Source organism: Acinetobacter sp. WU_MDCI_Abxd143 (assembly GCF_025514195.1).
Taxonomy (GTDB): domain Bacteria; phylum Pseudomonadota; class Gammaproteobacteria; order Pseudomonadales; family Moraxellaceae; genus Acinetobacter; species Acinetobacter pittii_H.
This window is the reverse complement of record NZ_JAHPTH010000001.1, coordinates 225393-244149: the sequence shown is the minus strand read 5'-3', so window position 1 is coordinate 244149 and position 18757 is coordinate 225393. Positions and strand designations below refer to the sequence as shown.

Here is an 18757-nt window from a genome sequence, read left to right as displayed (position 1 = left end):
TGCTTTTTTAGGCAGAAAAAGTAAATTGTCCCTAATTGATATCTAGGGAAACTTTAAAGATAAATAGAAAGAAAAACTAAAACTTATTATTGAATTGATAATTTGAATAATAATTAAAAAAGCCCAAACCGATGGATCAATTTGGGCATATTCGAATACGAACTTAGTTTTTAAGCGCTGGGGTAGCAGCAGCAATTGCAGCGGCAACAGCATCATCTTCAGTTTGAGATGGTTCAGCAGGCTTAGCTGGTTTTGACTGAACCTTTTCAGGTTTTGGCTCTGTTTTTGGCTCAGGCTTAGGTTCTGGTTTTGGTTTCGGCTCTACTTTAGGTTGCTCAGAAACTGTTGTTTGTGAACCTTGATCAGGTTGGGCAGGGCGAGTTTCACGGCGAATTTCAGTTGTCGTATTTGCTGTTTCTTCGCGGTGAACTTCAACTTGCGGTGGTTCCTGAGTTTGAGCTTCTTCAGTTTGCACACTTTCTAAAGACTCAAATTTTGCAGGTTCAGCAGGTTTAGGTTCTGAAACAGCAGTTTCAACCTTTTCTTGCTCTTCTTCTTTAGGTGTTTCTTTTTTGACACATGCGGTTAACAATAGTCCAGCAGCAATTGCAGCACAGATTAAAAGTTTTTTATTTGCCATTGTCCTAAACAACATTTAATTGAGGAGCTGGCATTATAACAGCAAAAGAGAATGAAAAAATCATGTGAGATTGACCTAAATTTTTATTAAAAATGCTGATAGAATAGCCAGTTGTTTAATGATCTTTGAATTGATGCGGTTTGACTTTGCTTTATAGGGGCAGAGTACAGTAAAATTGCCAAACATTGTAGGCCGATTTCGGCTTGATTGTACGAGAAACTTAATGACCCATTTTATTTTTGTCACTGGTGGTGTAGTTTCATCGCTAGGTAAAGGTATTTCTGCTGCTTCAGTTGCTGCACTTTTGGAAGCCCGTGGCTTAAAAGTCACAATGGTTAAAATGGATCCCTACATTAATGTCGATCCAGGGACAATGAGCCCTTTCCAACATGGTGAAGTTTTTGTCACAGAGGATGGTGCCGAAACTGATCTAGACTTGGGTTATTACGAACGTTTCTTACGTCGTGCGAAAATGACCAAACTTAATAACTTTACCAGTGGTCGTGTATATCAGGACGTTTTAAATAAAGAACGTCGTGGTGACTATCTTGGTGGCACAGTTCAAGTTATTCCACATATTACTGACAACATTAAAGAACGCGTACTTCGCGCAGGTGAAGGCTACGATGTTGCTATCGTAGAAATTGGCGGTACGGTAGGTGATATCGAATCATTACCGTTTATGGAGTCAGTTCGTCAGTTAATGGTTGAGCTTGGCCATAAAAGAACCATGCTTATGCATTTAACTTTGTTGCCATATATCAAATCTGCAGCAGAGCTTAAGACAAAACCAACTCAACACTCTGTAAAAGAGTTGCTTTCGATTGGTATTCAACCAGATATTCTTATCTGTCGTACTGAATATGATGTGGATGTTGATACTAAACGCAAAATTGCATTGTTCACTAACGTAGAAGCGCGTGCTGTAGTGGTATGTAAAGATGCGAAAACGATTTATCAAATTCCGCGTACATTCTATGAACAAAACGTTGATGACTTGATCTGTGAGCGTTTTGGATTTAATGATCTTCCAGAAGCAAATTTAGAAGATTGGGACAATGTAGTCGAAGCATTACTTAATCCAGAATACACTTTACGTGTAGCTATGGTTGGTAAATATGTTGAATTACCAGATGCTTATAAGTCTGTAAATGAAGCGTTATTACATGCAGGTATTAAAAATCGCGTAAAAGTACAAATTGATTATGTCAACGCTGAAGAACTTGAAAGCCAAGACGTATCTATTTTAAGTACAGCTGACGCAATTTTAGTTCCAGGCGGTTTTGGCGAACGTGGTACTGAAGGCAAAATGAAAGCTATTCAATACGCACGTGAAAACAAAATCCCATTCTTGGGTATTTGTTTAGGCATGCAATTGGCTGTTATTGAATACGCTCGCCATGTTGCAGGTATGCCAGAAGCTTCTTCAACAGAATTTAACCGCTCTACAAAATATCCACTCATTGGTTTAATTACTGAATGGTTAGATGAGCGCGGTGAATTACAACAACGTAGCCTTGAGTCTGACTTAGGTGGAACAATGCGTTTAGGTGCACAAAAATCTGAATTGGTTGAAGGTACAAAAACACGCGAAGTCTATGGTAAAGCTGAAATCACTGAGCGTCATCGTCACCGTTACGAAATGAATAACCGTTTCATCGAGGCGATTGAACAAGCTGGTATGAAGATTTCAGGTTACTCTTCAGCACAACATTTAGTTGAAACTGTAGAAATTCCTGAACATCCTTGGTTTATTGCTGTACAATTCCACCCGGAATTTACAAGTTCACCACGTGATGGACATCCATTATTTGCTAGTTTTATTGACGCTGCAAAAACACAGCATCAAAAAAGTAAATAATGCGATTTTAAATAAACTGGGAAAGTTTAAATGTCACAATTAAAACCACAAGAAGTTGTACGTTTAGGCGATATACAAATGGCAAATCATTTGCCATTTGTATTATTTGGCGGAATGAACGTACTTGAATCAAAAGATTTAGCTTTTGAAATTGCAGAAACGTATGTTGATATTTGCAAACGCTTAGATATTCCTTATGTATTTAAAGCGAGTTTCGATAAAGCAAATCGTTCTAGTCTGCATTCATTCCGTGGTCCTGGACTTGAAAAAGGTATCGAATGGTTAGGTGATATTAAAAAACATTTTAATGTTCCTATCATTACTGATGTGCATGAGCCATATCAAGCTGCACCTGTTGCAGAAGTAGCCGATATTATTCAGTTACCCGCATTTTTAAGTCGTCAAACTGATCTTGTTGAAGCGATGGCGAAAACACAGGCTATTATTAATATTAAGAAAGCCCAGTTTTTAGCACCTCATGAAATGCGTCATATCCTGCATAAATGTTTAGAAGCAGGAAACGACAAACTTATTCTTTGTGAACGTGGTTCGGCATTTGGATATAACAATCTTGTTGTAGATATGCTTGGCTTTGACACAATGAAAGAAATGAATGTGCCAGTTTTCTTTGACGTGACACATGCGTTACAAACCCCTGGTGGTCGTTCTGACTCAGCAGGTGGTCGTCGTGCTCAAATTACAACTTTAGCACGCGCTGGAATGGCAACTGGTTTGGCTGGATTGTTCTTGGAAGGACACCCAGACCCAGAACATGCAAAATGCGATGGACCTTGTGCATTACGTATGTCGCAACTTGAACCATTCTTGGCACAAATAAAAGAATTGGATACTTTAGTTAAAGGATTCAAAAAGTTAGACACCCATTGAGTTGTTTTATAACCCTTACGCTGCTTTAACCGCAGCTCATATTCATTCAAAGAGGAATTGTTCATGAGCCAAATCGTTGACATTCGTGCACGTGAAATTTTGGACTCTCGTGGTAACCCAACCATCGAAGCAGACGTAATTTTAGAATCTGGGGTTGTTGGTCGTGCATGTGCACCATCTGGTGCTTCAACTGGTTCTCGTGAAGCTTTAGAACTTCGTGACGGTGATAAATCACGTTACTTAGGTAAAGGCGTTCGTACAGCAGTTAACAATGTAAATACGTTAATTCGTGATGCTTTGTTGGGTAAATCAGTTTTTGAGCAAAAAGACATTGATAACACAATGATTGCGCTTGATGGTACTGAAAACAAAGAAAAATTAGGTGCTAACGCAACTTTGGCTGTTTCATTGGCTGCTGCGCGTGCTGCTGCTGAAGAAAAGAAACTTCCTCTTTTCCAATACATTGCAGATCTTCGTGGTCAAACAATTTTGACAATGCCTGTACCGATGATGAACATCTTAAATGGTGGTGAGCATGCGGACAACACTGTTGATATTCAAGAGTTCATGATTGAGCCTGTAGGTTTTACTTCATTTGCTGAAGCTTTACGTGCGGGTGCTGAAGTATTCCATTCTTTAAAATCAGTTTTAAAGAAACAAGGTTTGAATACTGCTGTAGGTGATGAAGGTGGTTTTGCTCCTAACTTACGTTCTAACGAAGAAGCAATTCAAATCATTTTACAAGCAATTGAGTTGACTGGTTATAAAGCTGGTTCAGACATGATGCTTGCATTAGACTGCGCATCTTCAGAATTTTACAAAAACGGTCAATACGTTTTAGAAGGTGAAGGTAATCGTGCATTTACAAGCCATCAGTTTGCAGACTACTTAGCTGGTCTTGTAAATCAATATCCAATTATCTCGATCGAAGATGGTTTGGATGAATCTGATTGGGAAGGCTGGAGCTACTTGACTTCAATCCTTGGTGATAAAATCCAATTGGTTGGTGATGACTTGTTCGTAACTAATCCTAAGATTTTACAACGTGGTATTGATGAGAAAGTTGGTAACTCAATCTTAATCAAATACAACCAGATCGGTACTTTAACTGAAACTTTAGATGCGATCTATCTTGCTAAAGCAAATGGTTATTCGACTGTTATTTCTCACCGTTCTGGTGAAACAGAAGATTCTACTATTGCTGACTTAGCAGTAGGTACAGCAGCTGGTCAAATCAAGACTGGTTCACTTTGCCGTTCTGACCGTGTTTCTAAGTACAACCAATTACTTCGTATTGAAGAATTGACTAAAGCTGCTTACCGCGGTAAAGCTGAGTTTAAAGGTTTAAACTAATCTTTAAATAAAAAGTTAAAATTAATTTTTTAACATTTTAAGGTGCTTTTTTCTGTTTTAAATAGGGAATAGCACCTTTTTTATTATCCTAATCGGCGTGTTTTCAAAGATTCAGCCCAACTATGATGTTTGCAGCGTGTACATTCTTGATCAATTTTATTTAAAATTTTAGTTTCACCACATTTCATACATGAATAAAAAGTATTAAGTTTAAGTACATCGGCTTTGCAGTAGGCATCAGGGAATAATGGTAGGCCCCATCTGACATCTTCATCCTCATAATAAAGTAAGCTCAAAATGCCATCGGATTCCAACAAAGCTGTTCTCACTTGTCCAAGATGTTCAACATTTTGCTGACGCATTTCCGAGAAAAATTCATCATGTGAATATGTTTGTTTCTGGAAATCTTTATAGACTAAAAGTCCTTCTTTAACTACACATAAAGCTTTCCCTTCCAGTAAATCCTCAATTTTTTTATTCTTCACCATGGCCCAGGTTACAAGTCGGTAAAGAGAAAGAATGGCCGTAAAAGCCACTAAAGCATGGGCAATAGGTAAGTCCTTAGTGAACATCGGGTCACCAGCGGCTGAACCTAAACATAAAATAATGGCTAGTTCAAAAAGTGAAAGCTGCCGAATTCCTCTCTTACCCGATAACCTTAAAAAACTGATAATAATAATAAACATCACAAAACATCGAACTAAAATTTCTAAAACAAAGTTCCAAGTCGTATCGCCGATGAAAATATTAAAAAAATCCATTTTTTTCTCCTTATTAAAATAGTTAGAAGAAATCCTTATAAAATTTTTACCAAAGTAAAAAATAAAAAAATATACTTTTTAAGTAGTTATTAGTTAAAAATTAGAAATATATGTGATTTTGTATGAATCTTGCGTTTAAAAAAGATTTATGAAGGAGGCTGTAAAGTTGTGCGAGATTATATTTACAAGAGAGGGGGGAAGCATTAGAAAATATATTCCAAGGCGAATTTTCTTATTGTTAAATAAATTAAGCTTAATAACGGTGCAGACTATAAATATGGTAGCTCATAAGAATAAGAAGACAGATTAATGTTAATGACAATCAGAGGTATAAGGGATTGCGTCTAAACGTTTTTGAAAAATAGAAGAGTTCATAACGTTTTCATACATTTGTTGATATGTTTTTTTGTGATCTTCTATGTTGTGATAATCGATAATTTCTTTGAGCTTATCTTTATATTCTATATGTCCAGCATGGAACATTGCTGCATAATGTCCCCATAAAGCATATTGATATCTCAAAGCAGCTTTGGGGATTAAATTTATCTCATTTAAGTAACTATTAGCGGTTTTTTCATAACATGCTTTTATTTCATGAGCATCTTTTTTCATTTTACTCAAGAAAATACATTGCATCTCTTGTAGCTTTGAACTTTCTGTTTTAGCTAGTATTTTTTCTGTAACGATATAAGCCTCATTTAGACAACCTAAATGTACAAGTATTTTTCGTTTAGTTTTTAAAATATTTAAGTTGTCATCACTAGCTGGCATCTTTTTTAATAAAATTTTTAATTTTAAATGGGTAGTGGCTTGGTCTTGTTCAGTGTTTAGTCTATAAATAATATCATTATATTCATATATATAAGTATTAATTGGTTTATATTGCTTTGGGATTTCCTCTACATTAATTAATTTTGATGGACTATCCTCTGTGTGGTTGTTACAAGCGCTCAAGCCCATGCTTAATAAAGAAAATACTAATACTTTATACACTACAACTTATACCTTTATTCTCTGTTATGAGATTTGAGAAGAATAATAAAATATAAAAGAAAATACTGTTTAGTTTGTTATTTTTGAGTTAGTCGTAATACTTTTCTTAACATTTTATTCATTAATTTATAGAGTAATAACTTTAAAATTTTGGGTGATTAAGCAAGATTGGTGGGGTATAAGGGATATAAATAATTAGAACTATTGATAATTTGTTTTAAACAAATAGGAATAATTATTAATATATTGTTGATAATAATTATCATTCGTGTTAGTTTTTGTGCCGAACTTTTGCTGTTATGTAACACAGAAAAAGCAGCAAAAGACTAGGGAATCTCGCACAGCACACTAGTTATTATGGAATTTTCTTATGTACACTTTGCCCTTTGGAAAAGTATTTAGAGCTCATCCTTTAGCATTCGCTATGGCTTTAACTGTTCCTTCATTTGTTTATGCAGATGAGAAAAATGGTACAGCCACTTTAGAAACGATAAAAGTACAAGCAGAACAAGAAAATTCCGCTGTTACCGAAGGTTCAGGCAGTTATACAGCTAAAAGCGCAAATACTTCTACAAAATTAAATTTATCACTTCGTGAAACTCCTCAATCGGTCAAAGTTTTAACTCGTGAATATTTAGATGATCGAAAAATCGATTCTTTTCAAGATTTAATGAACAATATTACGGGTGTTTCAACTTCACGTACCGATGAGCGCCAAAAAGCTTATGCGCGGGGCTTTGAAGTGGATTATTACTTACTGGATGGAATGCCAAGTACCACCAACTTAAGTATAGGCGATCTTGATCTAGATATTTATGATCGTGTCGAAGTCGTTAAGGGTGCCAGTGGCTTAACTACAGGTGCGGGAAATCCCGCAATGGCCCTCAATATGATTCGTAAGCATGCTAATGCTAAAGAACTTACTGGCAATGTCAGTACATCATTAGGTTCGTGGAACTCTTGGAGTAGCTCAGCAGATGTTTCCACGCCACTTAATGCAGATGGATCATTGCGTGGCCGCATGTTTGTAAAGCATTCTGATGAAAAATCATTTATGGATTTCTATGAGAAAGAACGCAATGTATTTTATGGAGCGGTTGATTATGATTTGAGCGATAAAACAAGCATATCGCTTGGGGCAACTTATCAAGAGTTACATCGTGATGGTATTCGTTGGGGCGGTACACCTGCTTTTTATACTGATGGGACTCGTACCAATTTTTCCAGAAGCTTAACAGTAAGTGCACCTTGGACCTATTGGGATGTGAATACAACGGCAGTATTTGCAAATTTAAAACAGAATTTATTTAATGACGTTAATTTAAATATTGCTTATACCTTCCGTAAAGAAGATACAGCTTCTATGTTGTTGTATACAGCTGGAAAAGTAGACAAAGCAACCAATACAAGTCCATTAGAAAATCAAAATGATAATCAGGAGAATAAACCTGATTATGTTTCTGTATATGGCGCAAAAGCTGCCAATGAAGAAAACAATATTGATGTTTTTATCAATGCTCCATTTACGCTTTTTAATCGTCCACAAGAAATCATTATTGGTGGATCTTGGAATAAGAATGAAAAGACAAAAGATATTTTTGGTGGGTCTAACACCAACCAAGATATTGAAAAGTATTTAGGTGGACCACTTAACTATAATGATATGGCTCAAGAGTTGCTTCAGCCTGTTGTTTTAAACGGTAAAAATGCGCTAAATGAAACCACACAAACTGCCGCATATATTGCTGGTAAATTTCAAATTTTTGATCCTTTAAAAGTTATTGCTGGTGCACGTTTATCTAACTGGAAATATAAGTCTGAAAATGATAAAGGTAACCGTGAATTTAACAATGAATTAGCACCATATGTTGGCGCTATTTATGATTTTGCCCAAGATCATTCTGTGTATGCGAGTTACACGGAAATTTTTAAACCTCAAGAACGTAAAGATATAAATGATCAATATATTGACCCGATTACAGGTAAGAGTTATGAGGCCGGTTTAAAAAGCGAATGGTTTGGAGGGCGTTTAAATACAGCGTTGTCCGTATTTCGTATAGAACAATCTAATTTTGCTGAATTGATACCTGATACGTTCATTATTCGCAATGGTACACAAACTACAGAGCAGGCCTATCGCGCTGTAGATGGGGTTGAAAGTAAAGGTTTTGAGTTTGAAGCTGATGGCGAGATTAATGACAATTGGGGTATTAGCTTTGGTATTGCTAATTTTGAAGCAAAAGATGCACAGGGCACAAAGGTTAATACGACAAACTCTCGAACAACCTCGAATCTATTTGTTAAGTACAAACTTGATCAATGGAGTGCAGGGCTTGGTTTAAATTATAAGAGTAAATACTATACGGATAGTGGAAGCTCTCGTATTGAGCAAGATGCGTATGTTTTAGCAAGTGCGATGCTTGGCTATCAAGTGGATAAAAATATCAAACTTCAATTTAATATCGATAATATTTTTGATGAAAAATATTATGAAGGTATTGGTGCTAACTCAATGAATTGGGGCACACCACGAAATGCAACAGTAAGTGTTCGTTATAACTTCTAATTACGAGTTCATTTAAATCTCTATTGATAAGTCCTCTTCGGAGGACTTTTTTCTATTTATTCAACATAATTTCGTGATACGCAGAATAGCTTTTATATACATAGAGTGATTTATAAGCAGTTGTACTTATAAATATGATTTCCCTTTCAAATTCCATTCATTTTTGACAAAATGAAACATGTCACAATGGTCAATTTAAAGTAACATGCGCATTAATAGTTTTGCACTGATTTTGCAGGAATTTTGCATGCTCTTTTTAAATTGTTATACAATACAAAAGCTTAATCAAAGTTTTTAATTAAAACTCTTAATGATATGTTAGAAGTATTTCGATCCACTTCAAGCAAACTGATATTGCTACTGGTTATTGTTTTAGTGGCCATACTACAATATCAATTTTGGTTAGGTGAGGGTGGTTATCTCCCTCATCAAGCTCTCATGCAACAAATTCAGCAACAAGCTGAAGTTAATGAAGAGCTTAAAGAACGAAACCGTATTTTGGCAGCAGAGGTTTTTGACCTGAAAAATGGTACAGAAGCAATTGAAGAACATGCACGCCTTGATCTTGGTTTGGTTAAACCACATGAGACATTTGTTCAAATGAGTACAATTAGTACCCATTACAAGCCTATTTATATTGACCCGAACGCTAAAGTTGATTTGGAAACGAATGAGACACCTGCATCCCCAGATATCCCAGACTAAATTATGGGCAGTTATTCCAGCTGCAGGATCAGGAAGTCGATTTTCTAAAACCGAATTGAAACAGTATCAATATATTCAGAATACAACTGTTTTAGAGCATACTGTTCGGCGTATAAGTCAACTTCCATTAGAGGGTTATATTTTAGCAATCGGTTCCCAAGATACCTTTGCCCAGACTCTTGCATTTCAAAATATAGATAAGGCGCATTTTTGTACGGGTGGGGCGGAACGAGTCCATTCGGTATTAAACGCTTTAAATCATCTTTTAACTTTTGCCGATGAAAATGATTGGGTACTTGTTCATGATGCTGCACGACCTTGTGTAACAATTGACTGTTTAAATACTCTTGTTCAAACAGCAGTTGAGTCAAATCATAGTGCTATTTTAGCGATTCCCGTTCGTGACACGTTAAAGCAGGTTGAAGTAAATAATCATATTAATAAAACAGTCAGCCGAGATTCATTATGGCAAGCGCAAACCCCTCAAATTACGAAAATCGGTAAACTCAAAAAAGCAATTGAACATGCTTTAGAAAATAATGTCACTATTACCGATGAGGCAAGTGCACTCGAGTATATGGGTGAAACTGTACAGGTTGTGATGGGGCGCTCTGATAATATTAAAATTACCTATCCCGATGACTTAGAGCTTGCACGTTTAATTCTTCAGTCTCAATCTTAATTACTTCAATTTGAACTTGCTTAGATGTTTAAAGGATCTAAGTAAATTTTTCTACATATCTATTTATAAGAATTAATGTTTTTTTACATCCCAAGTCTATAAGATTAGTTGAATAATTTATTTAGATAATGTTCGATCATCGAACAAAATATATTTATAGCGAACAAAACTGTATCTAGCTTACTAGATCAAAATACGAAAATTATCAAAAATGTTTAAAAGGGAAATCTAAGGGAAACACTCGGGATTGAGTGAAATATTTATCTATTCTTCTCGCCTCAGTGTGCCTAACTCTCTTATCTCTCTTCTTCAATGAGCACAATGGAGTTGTCTAATGATTGACAAAAGTAAGTCCTCACTAAGCGAGGTTCTATCGCAGATTAAAGATGGTGCAACCATTCTGATTGGTGGTTTCGGTACCGCAGGACAACCCGCTGAACTCATTGATGGTCTTATTGAACTCGGTGTTAAAGATTTAACCATTGTCAGTAACAATGCCGGTAATGGCGATTATGGTCTGGCGAAATTGCTTAAAGCCGGTTCGGTTAAAAAAGTGATTTGTTCTTTCCCACGCCAATCAGACTCTTATGTGTTTGATGAACTTTATCGTGCCGGAAAGGTCGAGCTTGAAGTCGTACCGCAAGGTAATCTGGCGTGTCGTATTCAGGCAGCCGGTATGGGCCTAGGTGCTGTGTTTACCCCAACTGGCTTTGGCACACTTTTAGCTGAAGGCAAAGAGACCCGCCAGATTGATGGTAAAGATTACGTACTTGAGTATCCGATCAAGGCTGACTTTGCCTTGATTAAAGCTTACAAGGGCGACCGTTGGGGCAATCTTGTTTACCGTAAATCAGCACGTAACTTTGGCCCAATCATGGCGATGGCTGCTGATGTCACCATTGCTCAGGTTTCTGAAGTGGTTGAACTCGGTGGTTTAGACCCTGAGCACATTATCACCCCGGGTATTTTTGTACAGCATGTTGTACAAGTAGCGCCAGCACAGTAAGCAATAAGGAGAAATAACATGAGCTACCAGAAACTCAGCCGTGACCAGATTGCAAAGCGTGTGGCACAAGATATTCCAGATGGCGCCTATGTCAACTTGGGTATTGGCCTACCAACTAAGATTGCCAGCTACTTACCTAATGACAAAGATATTTTTCTTCATTCTGAAAATGGCCTGTTGGCCTTTGGTCCACCTCCAGCGGCAGGTGAAGAAGATCCTGAACTGATTAATGCGGGTAAAGAGTTTGTGACCATGCTTGAAGGCGGCAGCTTTTTCCACCATGGCGACTCCTTTGCCATGATGCGTGGTGGACACCTTGATATTGCCGTACTTGGTGCCTTTCAGATTGCAGCCAATGGTGACTTGGCGAACTGGCACACGGGTGCACCGGATGCGATTCCTGCTGTGGGTGGCGCGATGGATTTAGCTGTGGGTGCTAAAAAAGTATTTATCACTACAGACCATGTGACCAAGCAAGGTGAGCCGAAGATTGTGGCTGAGCTGAGCTATCCGGTTACGGGTAAAAAATGTGTTGACCGTATTTACACGGATCTTTGTGTGATTGATGTAACTAAAGATGGTTTAAAAGTGATTGAGAAAGTTGAAGGTCTTAGCTTTGATGAGTTACAGGCTTTAACGGGTGCAACTCTGATTGATGCGACTCAAGGGTAAGGAAGTAGGGAAATGACATTAAAAAACGCTTATATCATCGATGCCATCCGTACCCCATTTGGCCGTTATGCCGGTGGCCTTGCACCTGTCCGTGCTGATGACCTTGGCGCTGTGCCGATTAAAGCGCTCATGCAGCGTAACCGGAATGTAGATTGGGAACAGGTCGATGATGTGATCTATGGCTGTGCCAACCAAGCCGGTGAAGATAACCGTAACGTCGGCCGTATGTCAGCACTACTTGCAGGGTTACCTTATCAGGTGCCGGCAACCACCATTAACCGTTTGTGTGGTTCTTCACTCGATGCCATTGCCATTGCTGCCCGTGCTATTAAAGCAGGTGAAGCGAACTTGGTGATTGCAGGTGGTGTAGAAAGCATGAGCCGTGCACCGTATGTGATGGGTAAGTCAGACAGTGCTTTTGGCCGTAGCCAGAAGATTGAAGACACCACTATGGGCTGGCGTTTTATTAACCCTAAACTTAAAGAATTGTATGGTGTAGACACCATGCCCCAGACTGCCGAAAACGTCGCTGAACAGTTCAACGTCAATCGTGCAGATCAGGATCAGTTTGCCTTGGTGAGCCAACAACGCACCGCAAGCGCGCAAGCCAAAGGCTTTTTTTCTAAAGAAATCGTGGCAGTTGAAATCCCTCAGCGTAAGGGTGATGCTGTTGTGATTGATACTGATGAACATCCTCGTGCATCAACTACACTTGAAGGTTTAAGTAAACTTAAGCCTGTGGTTAAAGCAGATGGCACCGTCACTGCGGGGAATGCTTCAGGCATTAACGATGGTGCAGCAGCTCTACTGATTGCTTCTGATGAGGCAGTTCAAGCTTATAACTTAAAACCACGTGCCAAGATCATTGCCTCAACAGCGGTGGGTGTAGAGCCACGCATTATGGGTTTTGCTCCGGCACCAGCAATTAAAAAATTACTTAAACAAGCCAACCTGACTTTAGACCAGATGGATGTAATTGAGCTGAATGAAGCCTTTGCTGCACAGGCTTTGGCAGTGACCCGTGATTTAGGCTTGCCAGATGATTCTGCCAAGGTAAATCCAAACGGTGGTGCAATTGCTTTGGGTCATCCGCTTGGGGCATCAGGTGCACGCTTAGTCACTACAGCCTTAAACCAGCTTGAACAAACAGGTGGTCGTTATGCCTTATGTTCAATGTGTATTGGGGTAGGCCAAGGCATTGCTTTAATTATTGAGAGAGTCTAATCATGAGCCAGTTATATGCCAGCTTGTTTTATCAAGAAGACGTCACTGACATCTTTAGTGATTCATCTTTAATCAAATACATGATTGAGGTCGAAGTTGCGTTAGCCCAAGCGCAGGCACAAGTTGGTGTGATTCCTCAAAATGCGGCTAATACCATTGCCCAAGTAGCTGAGCATGCACTAGACAAGTTTGATTTTTCCGCTTTGGCGGTAGCAACTGGTTTAGCTGGAAATATTGCAATTCCATTTGTAAAGCAGCTTACGGCAATTGTTAAAGATGTAGATGAAGATGCTTCACGTTATGTGCATTGGGGCGCAACAAGTCAGGATATTTTAGACACAGCTTGCATTTTGCAATGCCGCGATGCCATGAACATTGTGGAAGCTCAACTTCAACAATGCTATGCGACTGCATTACAGCAAGCTAAGCAATATCGCCATCAAGTCATGATTGGGCGTACTTGGTTACAGCAAGCTTTGCCAATTACTTTAGGGCATAAACTCGCTCGTTGGGCTTCTGCATTTAAACGTGATTTAGACCGTATTCAAGCAATGAAATCACGTGTGCTCACTGCTCAGTTAGGTGGTGCTGTGGGTTCCTTAGCTTCTTTGCAAGATCAAGGTTCGCTTGTGGTCAGTGCATTTGCGGAGCAGCTGAATCTGACTGTACCGACAAGTACATGGCATGGTGAGCGCGACCGTATTGTAGAAATCGCAAGTGTGCTTGGCATGATTGTCGGGAATACGGGCAAGATGGCACGTGATTGGTCACTGATGATGCAAACTGAAATTGCAGAGTTGTTTGAGCCAACTGCGAAGGGACGTGGTGGTTCATCGACCATGCCGCATAAGCGTAATCCGGTTGCGGCAGCGTCCGTATTAGCTGCGGCGAATCGTGTACCGGCACTTATGTCTAGCATCTATCAAAGTATGGTGCAGGAACATGAGCGTAGCTTAGGTGCATGGCATGCAGAATGGTTAGCAGTTCCAGAAATCTTTCAGCTTTGTGCTGGAGCATTAAGCCGTACTGGTGAAGTTCTACAAGGTTTTGAAGTTAATGCTGAGCATATGCAACAGAACCTTGAGTGTACCAACGGGTTAATTATGGCAGAAGCGGTGATGATGGCACTTGCTCCCAAAATTGGTCGTTTAAATGCTCATCATTTAGTTGAAGCTGCATGTAAAACAGCAGTAGCACAAAATGAGCATTTGTTTGATGTTGTTAGCCAACTAGATGAAGTAAAAGGGCAGTTTAGCCAAGAAGAGATAAGGAATATTTTCAAACCAGAAAACTATTTAGGCAATATTCAGCAACAGATTGATGCGGTTTTGAAAGAAGCACAAGGAGAGTCAAAGTGAAACAGACTATTAGCAATCGTCAAGGAAAACAGTTAGCAGTTTATACAGATGGTCTAAAAGATGCTCCTGTGCTTATGTTTTCTAATTCATTAGGAACAGACCATGGTATGTGGCAACCTCAGCTGAATGAATTAAAAAGTCATTTTAATGTCATTACATACGATACACGTGGTCATGGTGAAAGTGATGTAATTAGTGACACCACATTGCAAAACTTAGCTGAAGATGTTGTTGATATTTTAGATGCCTTGAATATTGAAAAAGCTCATTTTTGCGGCATTTCAATGGGCGGAATTACAGGGCTGTGGTTGGGTATTCATCATCCAAATCGTTTTAATAGCATTACAGTTGCAAACTCAGCAGCCAAAATTGGTCAAACCGAGGCTTGGTTAAGTCGTGCTGAATCGGTAGAAAAAAATGGTTTAGCCGAGCTAGTTAAAACTACCCATACCCGCTGGTTCAGTGAAAAATTTGATTATCAGCATAATGTGGTTGCACAGACAACGATTCAAAGTCTCGCAAACACACCAGCACAAGGTTATGCCAATGCATGTCGTGCTTTAGCGTATGCCGATTTAAGAGATGAAATTGCACAAATCCAAATTCCAGCGCTACTGATTGCAGGAACAGAAGATCCGGTAACGACAGTAGCAGATGCCGAATTTATGCAGAAAGCAATTAATAATAGCCAGCTTGCAAAATTCGAAGCATCCCATCTTTCTAATATTGAGCAACCACAAAGATTTACTCAGGAATTGACTAGATTTATTCAGCAAATCTAATCGCTTAGTAATTTAAAAGGAATTGGCCTTAAGGAGGCAAATATGGCGTCTCAGGATTACGCTGCACCAAATAAAAGTATCGATGCTCAAGCATTAATTAATGATGCTCCACTCAGTAAGTATCAATGGATGATCGCAATCATCTGTTTCTTAATTATTTTTACTGATGGTATTGATACTGCTGCAATGGGTTTTATCGCTCCAGCTTTGGCCCAAGATTGGGGTGTTGACCGCTCTCAGTTAGGACCAGTGATGAGTGCTGCACTTGGTGGGATGATTATTGGAGCTTTAGTTTCTGGCCCGACAGCTGACCGCTTTGGTCGCAAAATCGTTTTAGCTTTTTCGATGCTTGTATTTGGTGGGTTCACCTTAGCATCTGCTTATGCAACCAACTTAGATAGTCTTGTCGTTTTACGCTTTTTGACAGGTATTGGCTTGGGTGCAGCGATGCCAAATGCCACCACATTATTCTCTGAATACTGTCCAACACGTATTCGTTCACTGCTGGTGACATGTATGTTCTGTGGTTACAACTTGGGTATGGCAACAGGTGGTTTTATTAGTAGCTGGCTGATCCCGACTTATGGTTGGCACAGTCTGTTTTTACTTGGCGGCTGGTCACCTTTAATTTTAATGATTTTAGTGATTTTGGTGTTACCTGAGTCTTACCGCTTTTTAATTGTGAAAGGTAAGAATCCAGAAAAAGTACGCAAAATCTTAAACCATATTGCACCAGCGCAGATTCAAAATGCGACAGCATTTCATGTGCCTGAAGAAAAAACAGAAGTTGTTCAAAAGAAAAATGTCTTTGGAATTATGTTTTCTAAGCCATATGCCAAAGGTACGGTTTTGCTTTGGGTGACTTACTTCATGGGACTCGTGGTTGTTTACTTGCTAACAAGTTGGTTACCAACACTTATGCGTGAAACAGGTGCTTCGATGGAGCGCGCTGCATTTATTGGCGGTTTGTTCCAGTTCGGTGGTGTGGTGAGCGCACTGTTTATTGGTTGGGCAATGGACAAATTCAACCCGAACCGAGTCATCGCTATTTTCTACTTTGCCGCAGGTCTATTTGCAATTGCTGTCGGTCAAAGCTTAGGCAACTCAACCTTACTTGCAGTATTGGTACTGTGTGCGGGTATCGCCATTAATGGTGCGCAATCTTCGATGCCGGCGTTAAGTGCACGCTTCTATCCAACTCAGTGCCGTGCAACAGGTGTGTCTTGGATGACGGGTATTGGGCGTTTTGGTGCGGTATTTGGTGCGTGGATTGGAGCTGTGTTACTCGGCAATGATTGGTCGTTTACCGCCATTCTTAGTTTATTACTCATTCCAGCGACCGCTGCTGCTGTTGCGGTATTTATTAAATCAATTGTTGCGCATACCGATGCAACTTAATAGAGGTCTATCACAATGAATGATGAACAACGCTATAAACAAGGCATTGAGGTGCGGACTGAAGTTTTGGGTGAAAAACATGTTGGTCGGTCTTTGCAGAACCTAAATGACTTTAACCAAGATTTCCAAAATTTTATTAGCCGTTATGCATGGGGTGAAGTGTGGTCTCGCCCAGGCTTACCACGTCATACCCGTAGTTTAGTGACTATCGCAATTTTATTGGCACTGGGCCGTGAAGATGAACTACGCATGCATTTACGTGCTTGTTTCAACAACGGTGTAAATAAAGAAGATTTAAAAGAGCTGATCTTACACAGTTCACTCTATGCGGGTTTACCTGCTGCAAACGCTGCAATGCATATGGCTGAAGAAGTCTTTAAAGAGTTGGGGATAGAAGTAAACCCAATTGCAGCGAAAGAACAGGATTAAGGAGATAAAGATGTCACAACATAGCTGGGGTGCTTACGCCCAACGTAATACAGATGATCATCCACCAGCGTATACGCCAGGTTATAAAACAAGTGTATTACGTTCGCCAAAAAATGCATTGATCTCAATTAATGAGACTTTAACAGAAGTCACTGCGCCGCATTTTTCTTCAAATCTGTTTGGCCCAAAAGATAACGATTTGATTTTGAACTATGCCAAAGATGGTTTGCCAATTGGTGAGCGTGTCATTGTTCATGGCTATGTTCGTGATCAATTTGGTCGTCCTGTAAAAAATGCACTTCTAGAAGTATGGCAGGCCAACGCTTCTGGTCGTTACCGTCATCCAAACGATAAGTTTATTGGTGCAATGGACCCTAACTTTGGTGGTTGTGGTCGTACCTTAACTGATGAAAACGGTTTTTATATTTTCCGAACCATTAAACCAGGTCCATATCCATGGCGTAACCGTATTAATGAATGGCGTCCAGCTCATATCCACTTCTCTTTAATTGCTGATGGTTGGGCGCAGCGTCTGATTTCGCAGTTTTATTTTGAAGGCGATACGCTCATTGATACTTGCCCGATTTTAAAAACGATTCCTTCTGAAGATCAACGTCGTGCCTTAATTGCACTAGAAGATAAAAACAACTTTATCGAAGCTGATAGTCGTTGTTACCGTTTTGACATCACCTTACGTGGCCGTCGAGCGACTTACTTCGAAAACGAATTGACTTAATCGGGAGCATGAGCATGAACAACTGGAATTTTCAGGAATTAAAAGAAACTCCATCTCAAACAGGTGGTCCTTACGTTCACATTGGCTTATTGCCACAACAAGCAAATATTGAAGTGTTTGAAAATAACTTTAATAACCAGTTAGTACAAGACCAAACTAAAGGCGAGCGTATTCGTCTTGAAGGCCAAGTGTTTGACGGATTGGGTTTACCGCTACGCGATGTGCTGATTGAGATTTGGCAAGCTGATGCGAACGGTATTTATCCAAGTCAGGCAGATACGCGTGAGCAAAAAGCTGACCCAGCATTCCAAGGTTGGGGCCGTACAGGTGCCGACTTTGAAACAGGCGTTTGGAGCTTTAATACAATTAAGCCAGGTGCAACAGCAGGTCGCAAAGGTTCAACTCAAGCACCTCATATTGCATTAGTCATTTTCGCTCGCGGTATTAACTTAGGTCTTCATACCCGTGTTTATTTTGAAGATGAAGCTGAAGCAAATGCTAACGACCCAATTCTAAATAGCATTGAATGGGCACCACGTCGTCAAACACTTATTGCGAAACGTTTTGAAGAAAATGGTGAGGTTGTTTACCGCTTTGATATTCGTATTCAAGGCGATGAGGAAACTGTATTTTTTGATATTTAAGAAACACCTAAGGCTACACCTGATTATTCAAGGAGGCGTGTAGCCTTTTTAAGGATGAA

The 18757-nt window shown here is 39.3% G+C and carries 18 protein-coding genes; 15 read left to right on the top strand and 3 right to left on the bottom strand.

From position 1 onward, the window contains the following. Positions 1–163: 163 nt before the first annotated feature. Positions 164–640 (bottom strand): internalin, encoded by a 477-nt coding sequence (locus KTI79_RS01105; RefSeq protein ID WP_032053892.1) that lies wholly within the window; start codon positions 638–640, stop codon positions 164–166. Between the two features lie 223 nt (positions 641–863). On the opposite strand from KTI79_RS01105, the gene KTI79_RS01100 reads away from it, so the two are divergent. The 3 genes from KTI79_RS01100 (at position 864) to eno (ending at position 4742) form a co-directional block, all read left to right on the top strand. After that, positions 864–2501, top strand: a complete 1638-nt coding sequence (locus KTI79_RS01100) for a CTP synthase (RefSeq protein WP_032053890.1) — start codon at positions 864–866, stop codon at positions 2499–2501. Positions 2502–2531: 30 nt separating this feature from the next. Further along, entirely contained in the window at positions 2532–3389 is an 858-nt protein-coding gene (kdsA, locus tag KTI79_RS01095; RefSeq protein ID WP_002121042.1) for a 3-deoxy-8-phosphooctulonate synthase, read from the top strand. 63 nt (positions 3390–3452) lie between these two features. Then, positions 3453–4742 carry a phosphopyruvate hydratase gene (eno, locus tag KTI79_RS01090; protein WP_002121066.1) on the top strand — a complete coding sequence of 430 codons (1290 nt, stop codon included), beginning with the start codon at positions 3453–3455 and terminating at the stop codon, positions 4740–4742. An 83-nt stretch (positions 4743–4825) separates the two neighbouring features. Here the strand turns inward: eno and KTI79_RS01085 are convergent, their stop codons facing one another. Then, positions 4826–5503 carry a DUF421 domain-containing protein gene (locus KTI79_RS01085; protein ID WP_032053889.1) on the bottom strand — a complete coding sequence of 226 codons (678 nt, stop codon included), beginning with the start codon at positions 5501–5503 and terminating at the stop codon, positions 4826–4828. A 312-nt stretch (positions 5504–5815) separates the two neighbouring features. Continuing rightward, positions 5816–6496, bottom strand: a complete 681-nt coding sequence (locus KTI79_RS01080; RefSeq protein ID WP_032053888.1) for a hypothetical protein — start codon at positions 6494–6496, stop codon at positions 5816–5818. A gap of 370 nt (positions 6497–6866) precedes the next feature. Here KTI79_RS01080 and KTI79_RS01075 point away from each other — a divergent pair, with 370 nt between their 5' ends. The 12 genes from KTI79_RS01075 to pcaG all read left to right on the top strand — a co-directional run bounded on the left by KTI79_RS01075 (position 6867) and on the right by pcaG (position 18698). Further along, positions 6867–9062 carry a TonB-dependent siderophore receptor gene (locus tag KTI79_RS01075; RefSeq protein WP_032053887.1) on the top strand — a complete coding sequence of 732 codons (2196 nt, stop codon included), beginning with the start codon at positions 6867–6869 and terminating at the stop codon, positions 9060–9062. Between the two features lie 315 nt (positions 9063–9377). Continuing rightward, positions 9378–9767 (top strand): cell division protein FtsB, encoded by a 390-nt coding sequence (gene ftsB / locus KTI79_RS01070; protein WP_005069056.1) that lies wholly within the window; start codon positions 9378–9380, stop codon positions 9765–9767. Continuing rightward, complete coding sequence (gene ispD, locus KTI79_RS01065) at positions 9733–10449, top strand: 2-C-methyl-D-erythritol 4-phosphate cytidylyltransferase (protein ID WP_032053886.1); 717 nt, start codon at positions 9733–9735, stop codon at positions 10447–10449. Before ftsB ends, ispD begins: the two co-directional genes overlap by 35 nt. Before the next feature lie 334 nt (positions 10450–10783). Then, a complete protein-coding gene (locus tag KTI79_RS01060) occupies positions 10784–11455 on the top strand; it encodes a 3-oxoacid CoA-transferase subunit A (RefSeq protein WP_032053885.1) in 672 nt (223 codons plus the stop codon). An 18-nt stretch (positions 11456–11473) separates the two neighbouring features. Next, complete coding sequence (locus tag KTI79_RS01055; RefSeq protein ID WP_032053883.1) at positions 11474–12127, top strand: 3-oxoacid CoA-transferase subunit B; 654 nt, start codon at positions 11474–11476, stop codon at positions 12125–12127. Between the two features lie 12 nt (positions 12128–12139). Next, entirely contained in the window at positions 12140–13351 is a 1212-nt protein-coding gene (pcaF, locus tag KTI79_RS01050) for a 3-oxoadipyl-CoA thiolase (protein WP_032053882.1), read from the top strand. A gap of 2 nt (positions 13352–13353) precedes the next feature. Further along, on the top strand, positions 13354–14709 hold the full coding sequence (locus KTI79_RS01045) for a 3-carboxy-cis,cis-muconate cycloisomerase (protein ID WP_032053881.1): 1356 nt from the start codon (positions 13354–13356) through the stop codon (positions 14707–14709). Further along, positions 14706–15491 carry a 3-oxoadipate enol-lactonase gene (pcaD, locus tag KTI79_RS01040; protein ID WP_032053880.1) on the top strand — a complete coding sequence of 262 codons (786 nt, stop codon included), beginning with the start codon at positions 14706–14708 and terminating at the stop codon, positions 15489–15491. The genes KTI79_RS01045 and pcaD overlap by 4 nt, the downstream gene beginning before the upstream one ends. Before the next feature lie 42 nt (positions 15492–15533). Next, complete coding sequence (locus KTI79_RS01035; protein ID WP_032043301.1) at positions 15534–16889, top strand: MFS transporter; 1356 nt, start codon at positions 15534–15536, stop codon at positions 16887–16889. A 15-nt stretch (positions 16890–16904) separates the two neighbouring features. Further along, the gene (gene pcaC / locus KTI79_RS01030; protein WP_032053879.1) at positions 16905–17318 is read left to right on the top strand and encodes a 4-carboxymuconolactone decarboxylase; all 414 of its coding nucleotides are present in this window, start codon (positions 16905–16907) and stop codon (positions 17316–17318) included. A 10-nt stretch (positions 17319–17328) separates the two neighbouring features. Then, positions 17329–18054, top strand: coding sequence for a protocatechuate 3,4-dioxygenase subunit beta (gene pcaH / locus KTI79_RS01025; protein ID WP_000077913.1), 726 nt, complete (start codon positions 17329–17331; stop codon positions 18052–18054). Positions 18055–18062: 8 nt separating this feature from the next. Next, the gene (gene pcaG, locus KTI79_RS01020) at positions 18063–18698 is read left to right on the top strand and encodes a protocatechuate 3,4-dioxygenase subunit alpha (protein WP_171073825.1); all 636 of its coding nucleotides are present in this window, start codon (positions 18063–18065) and stop codon (positions 18696–18698) included. The last annotated feature ends 59 nt before the right edge of the window (positions 18699–18757 follow it).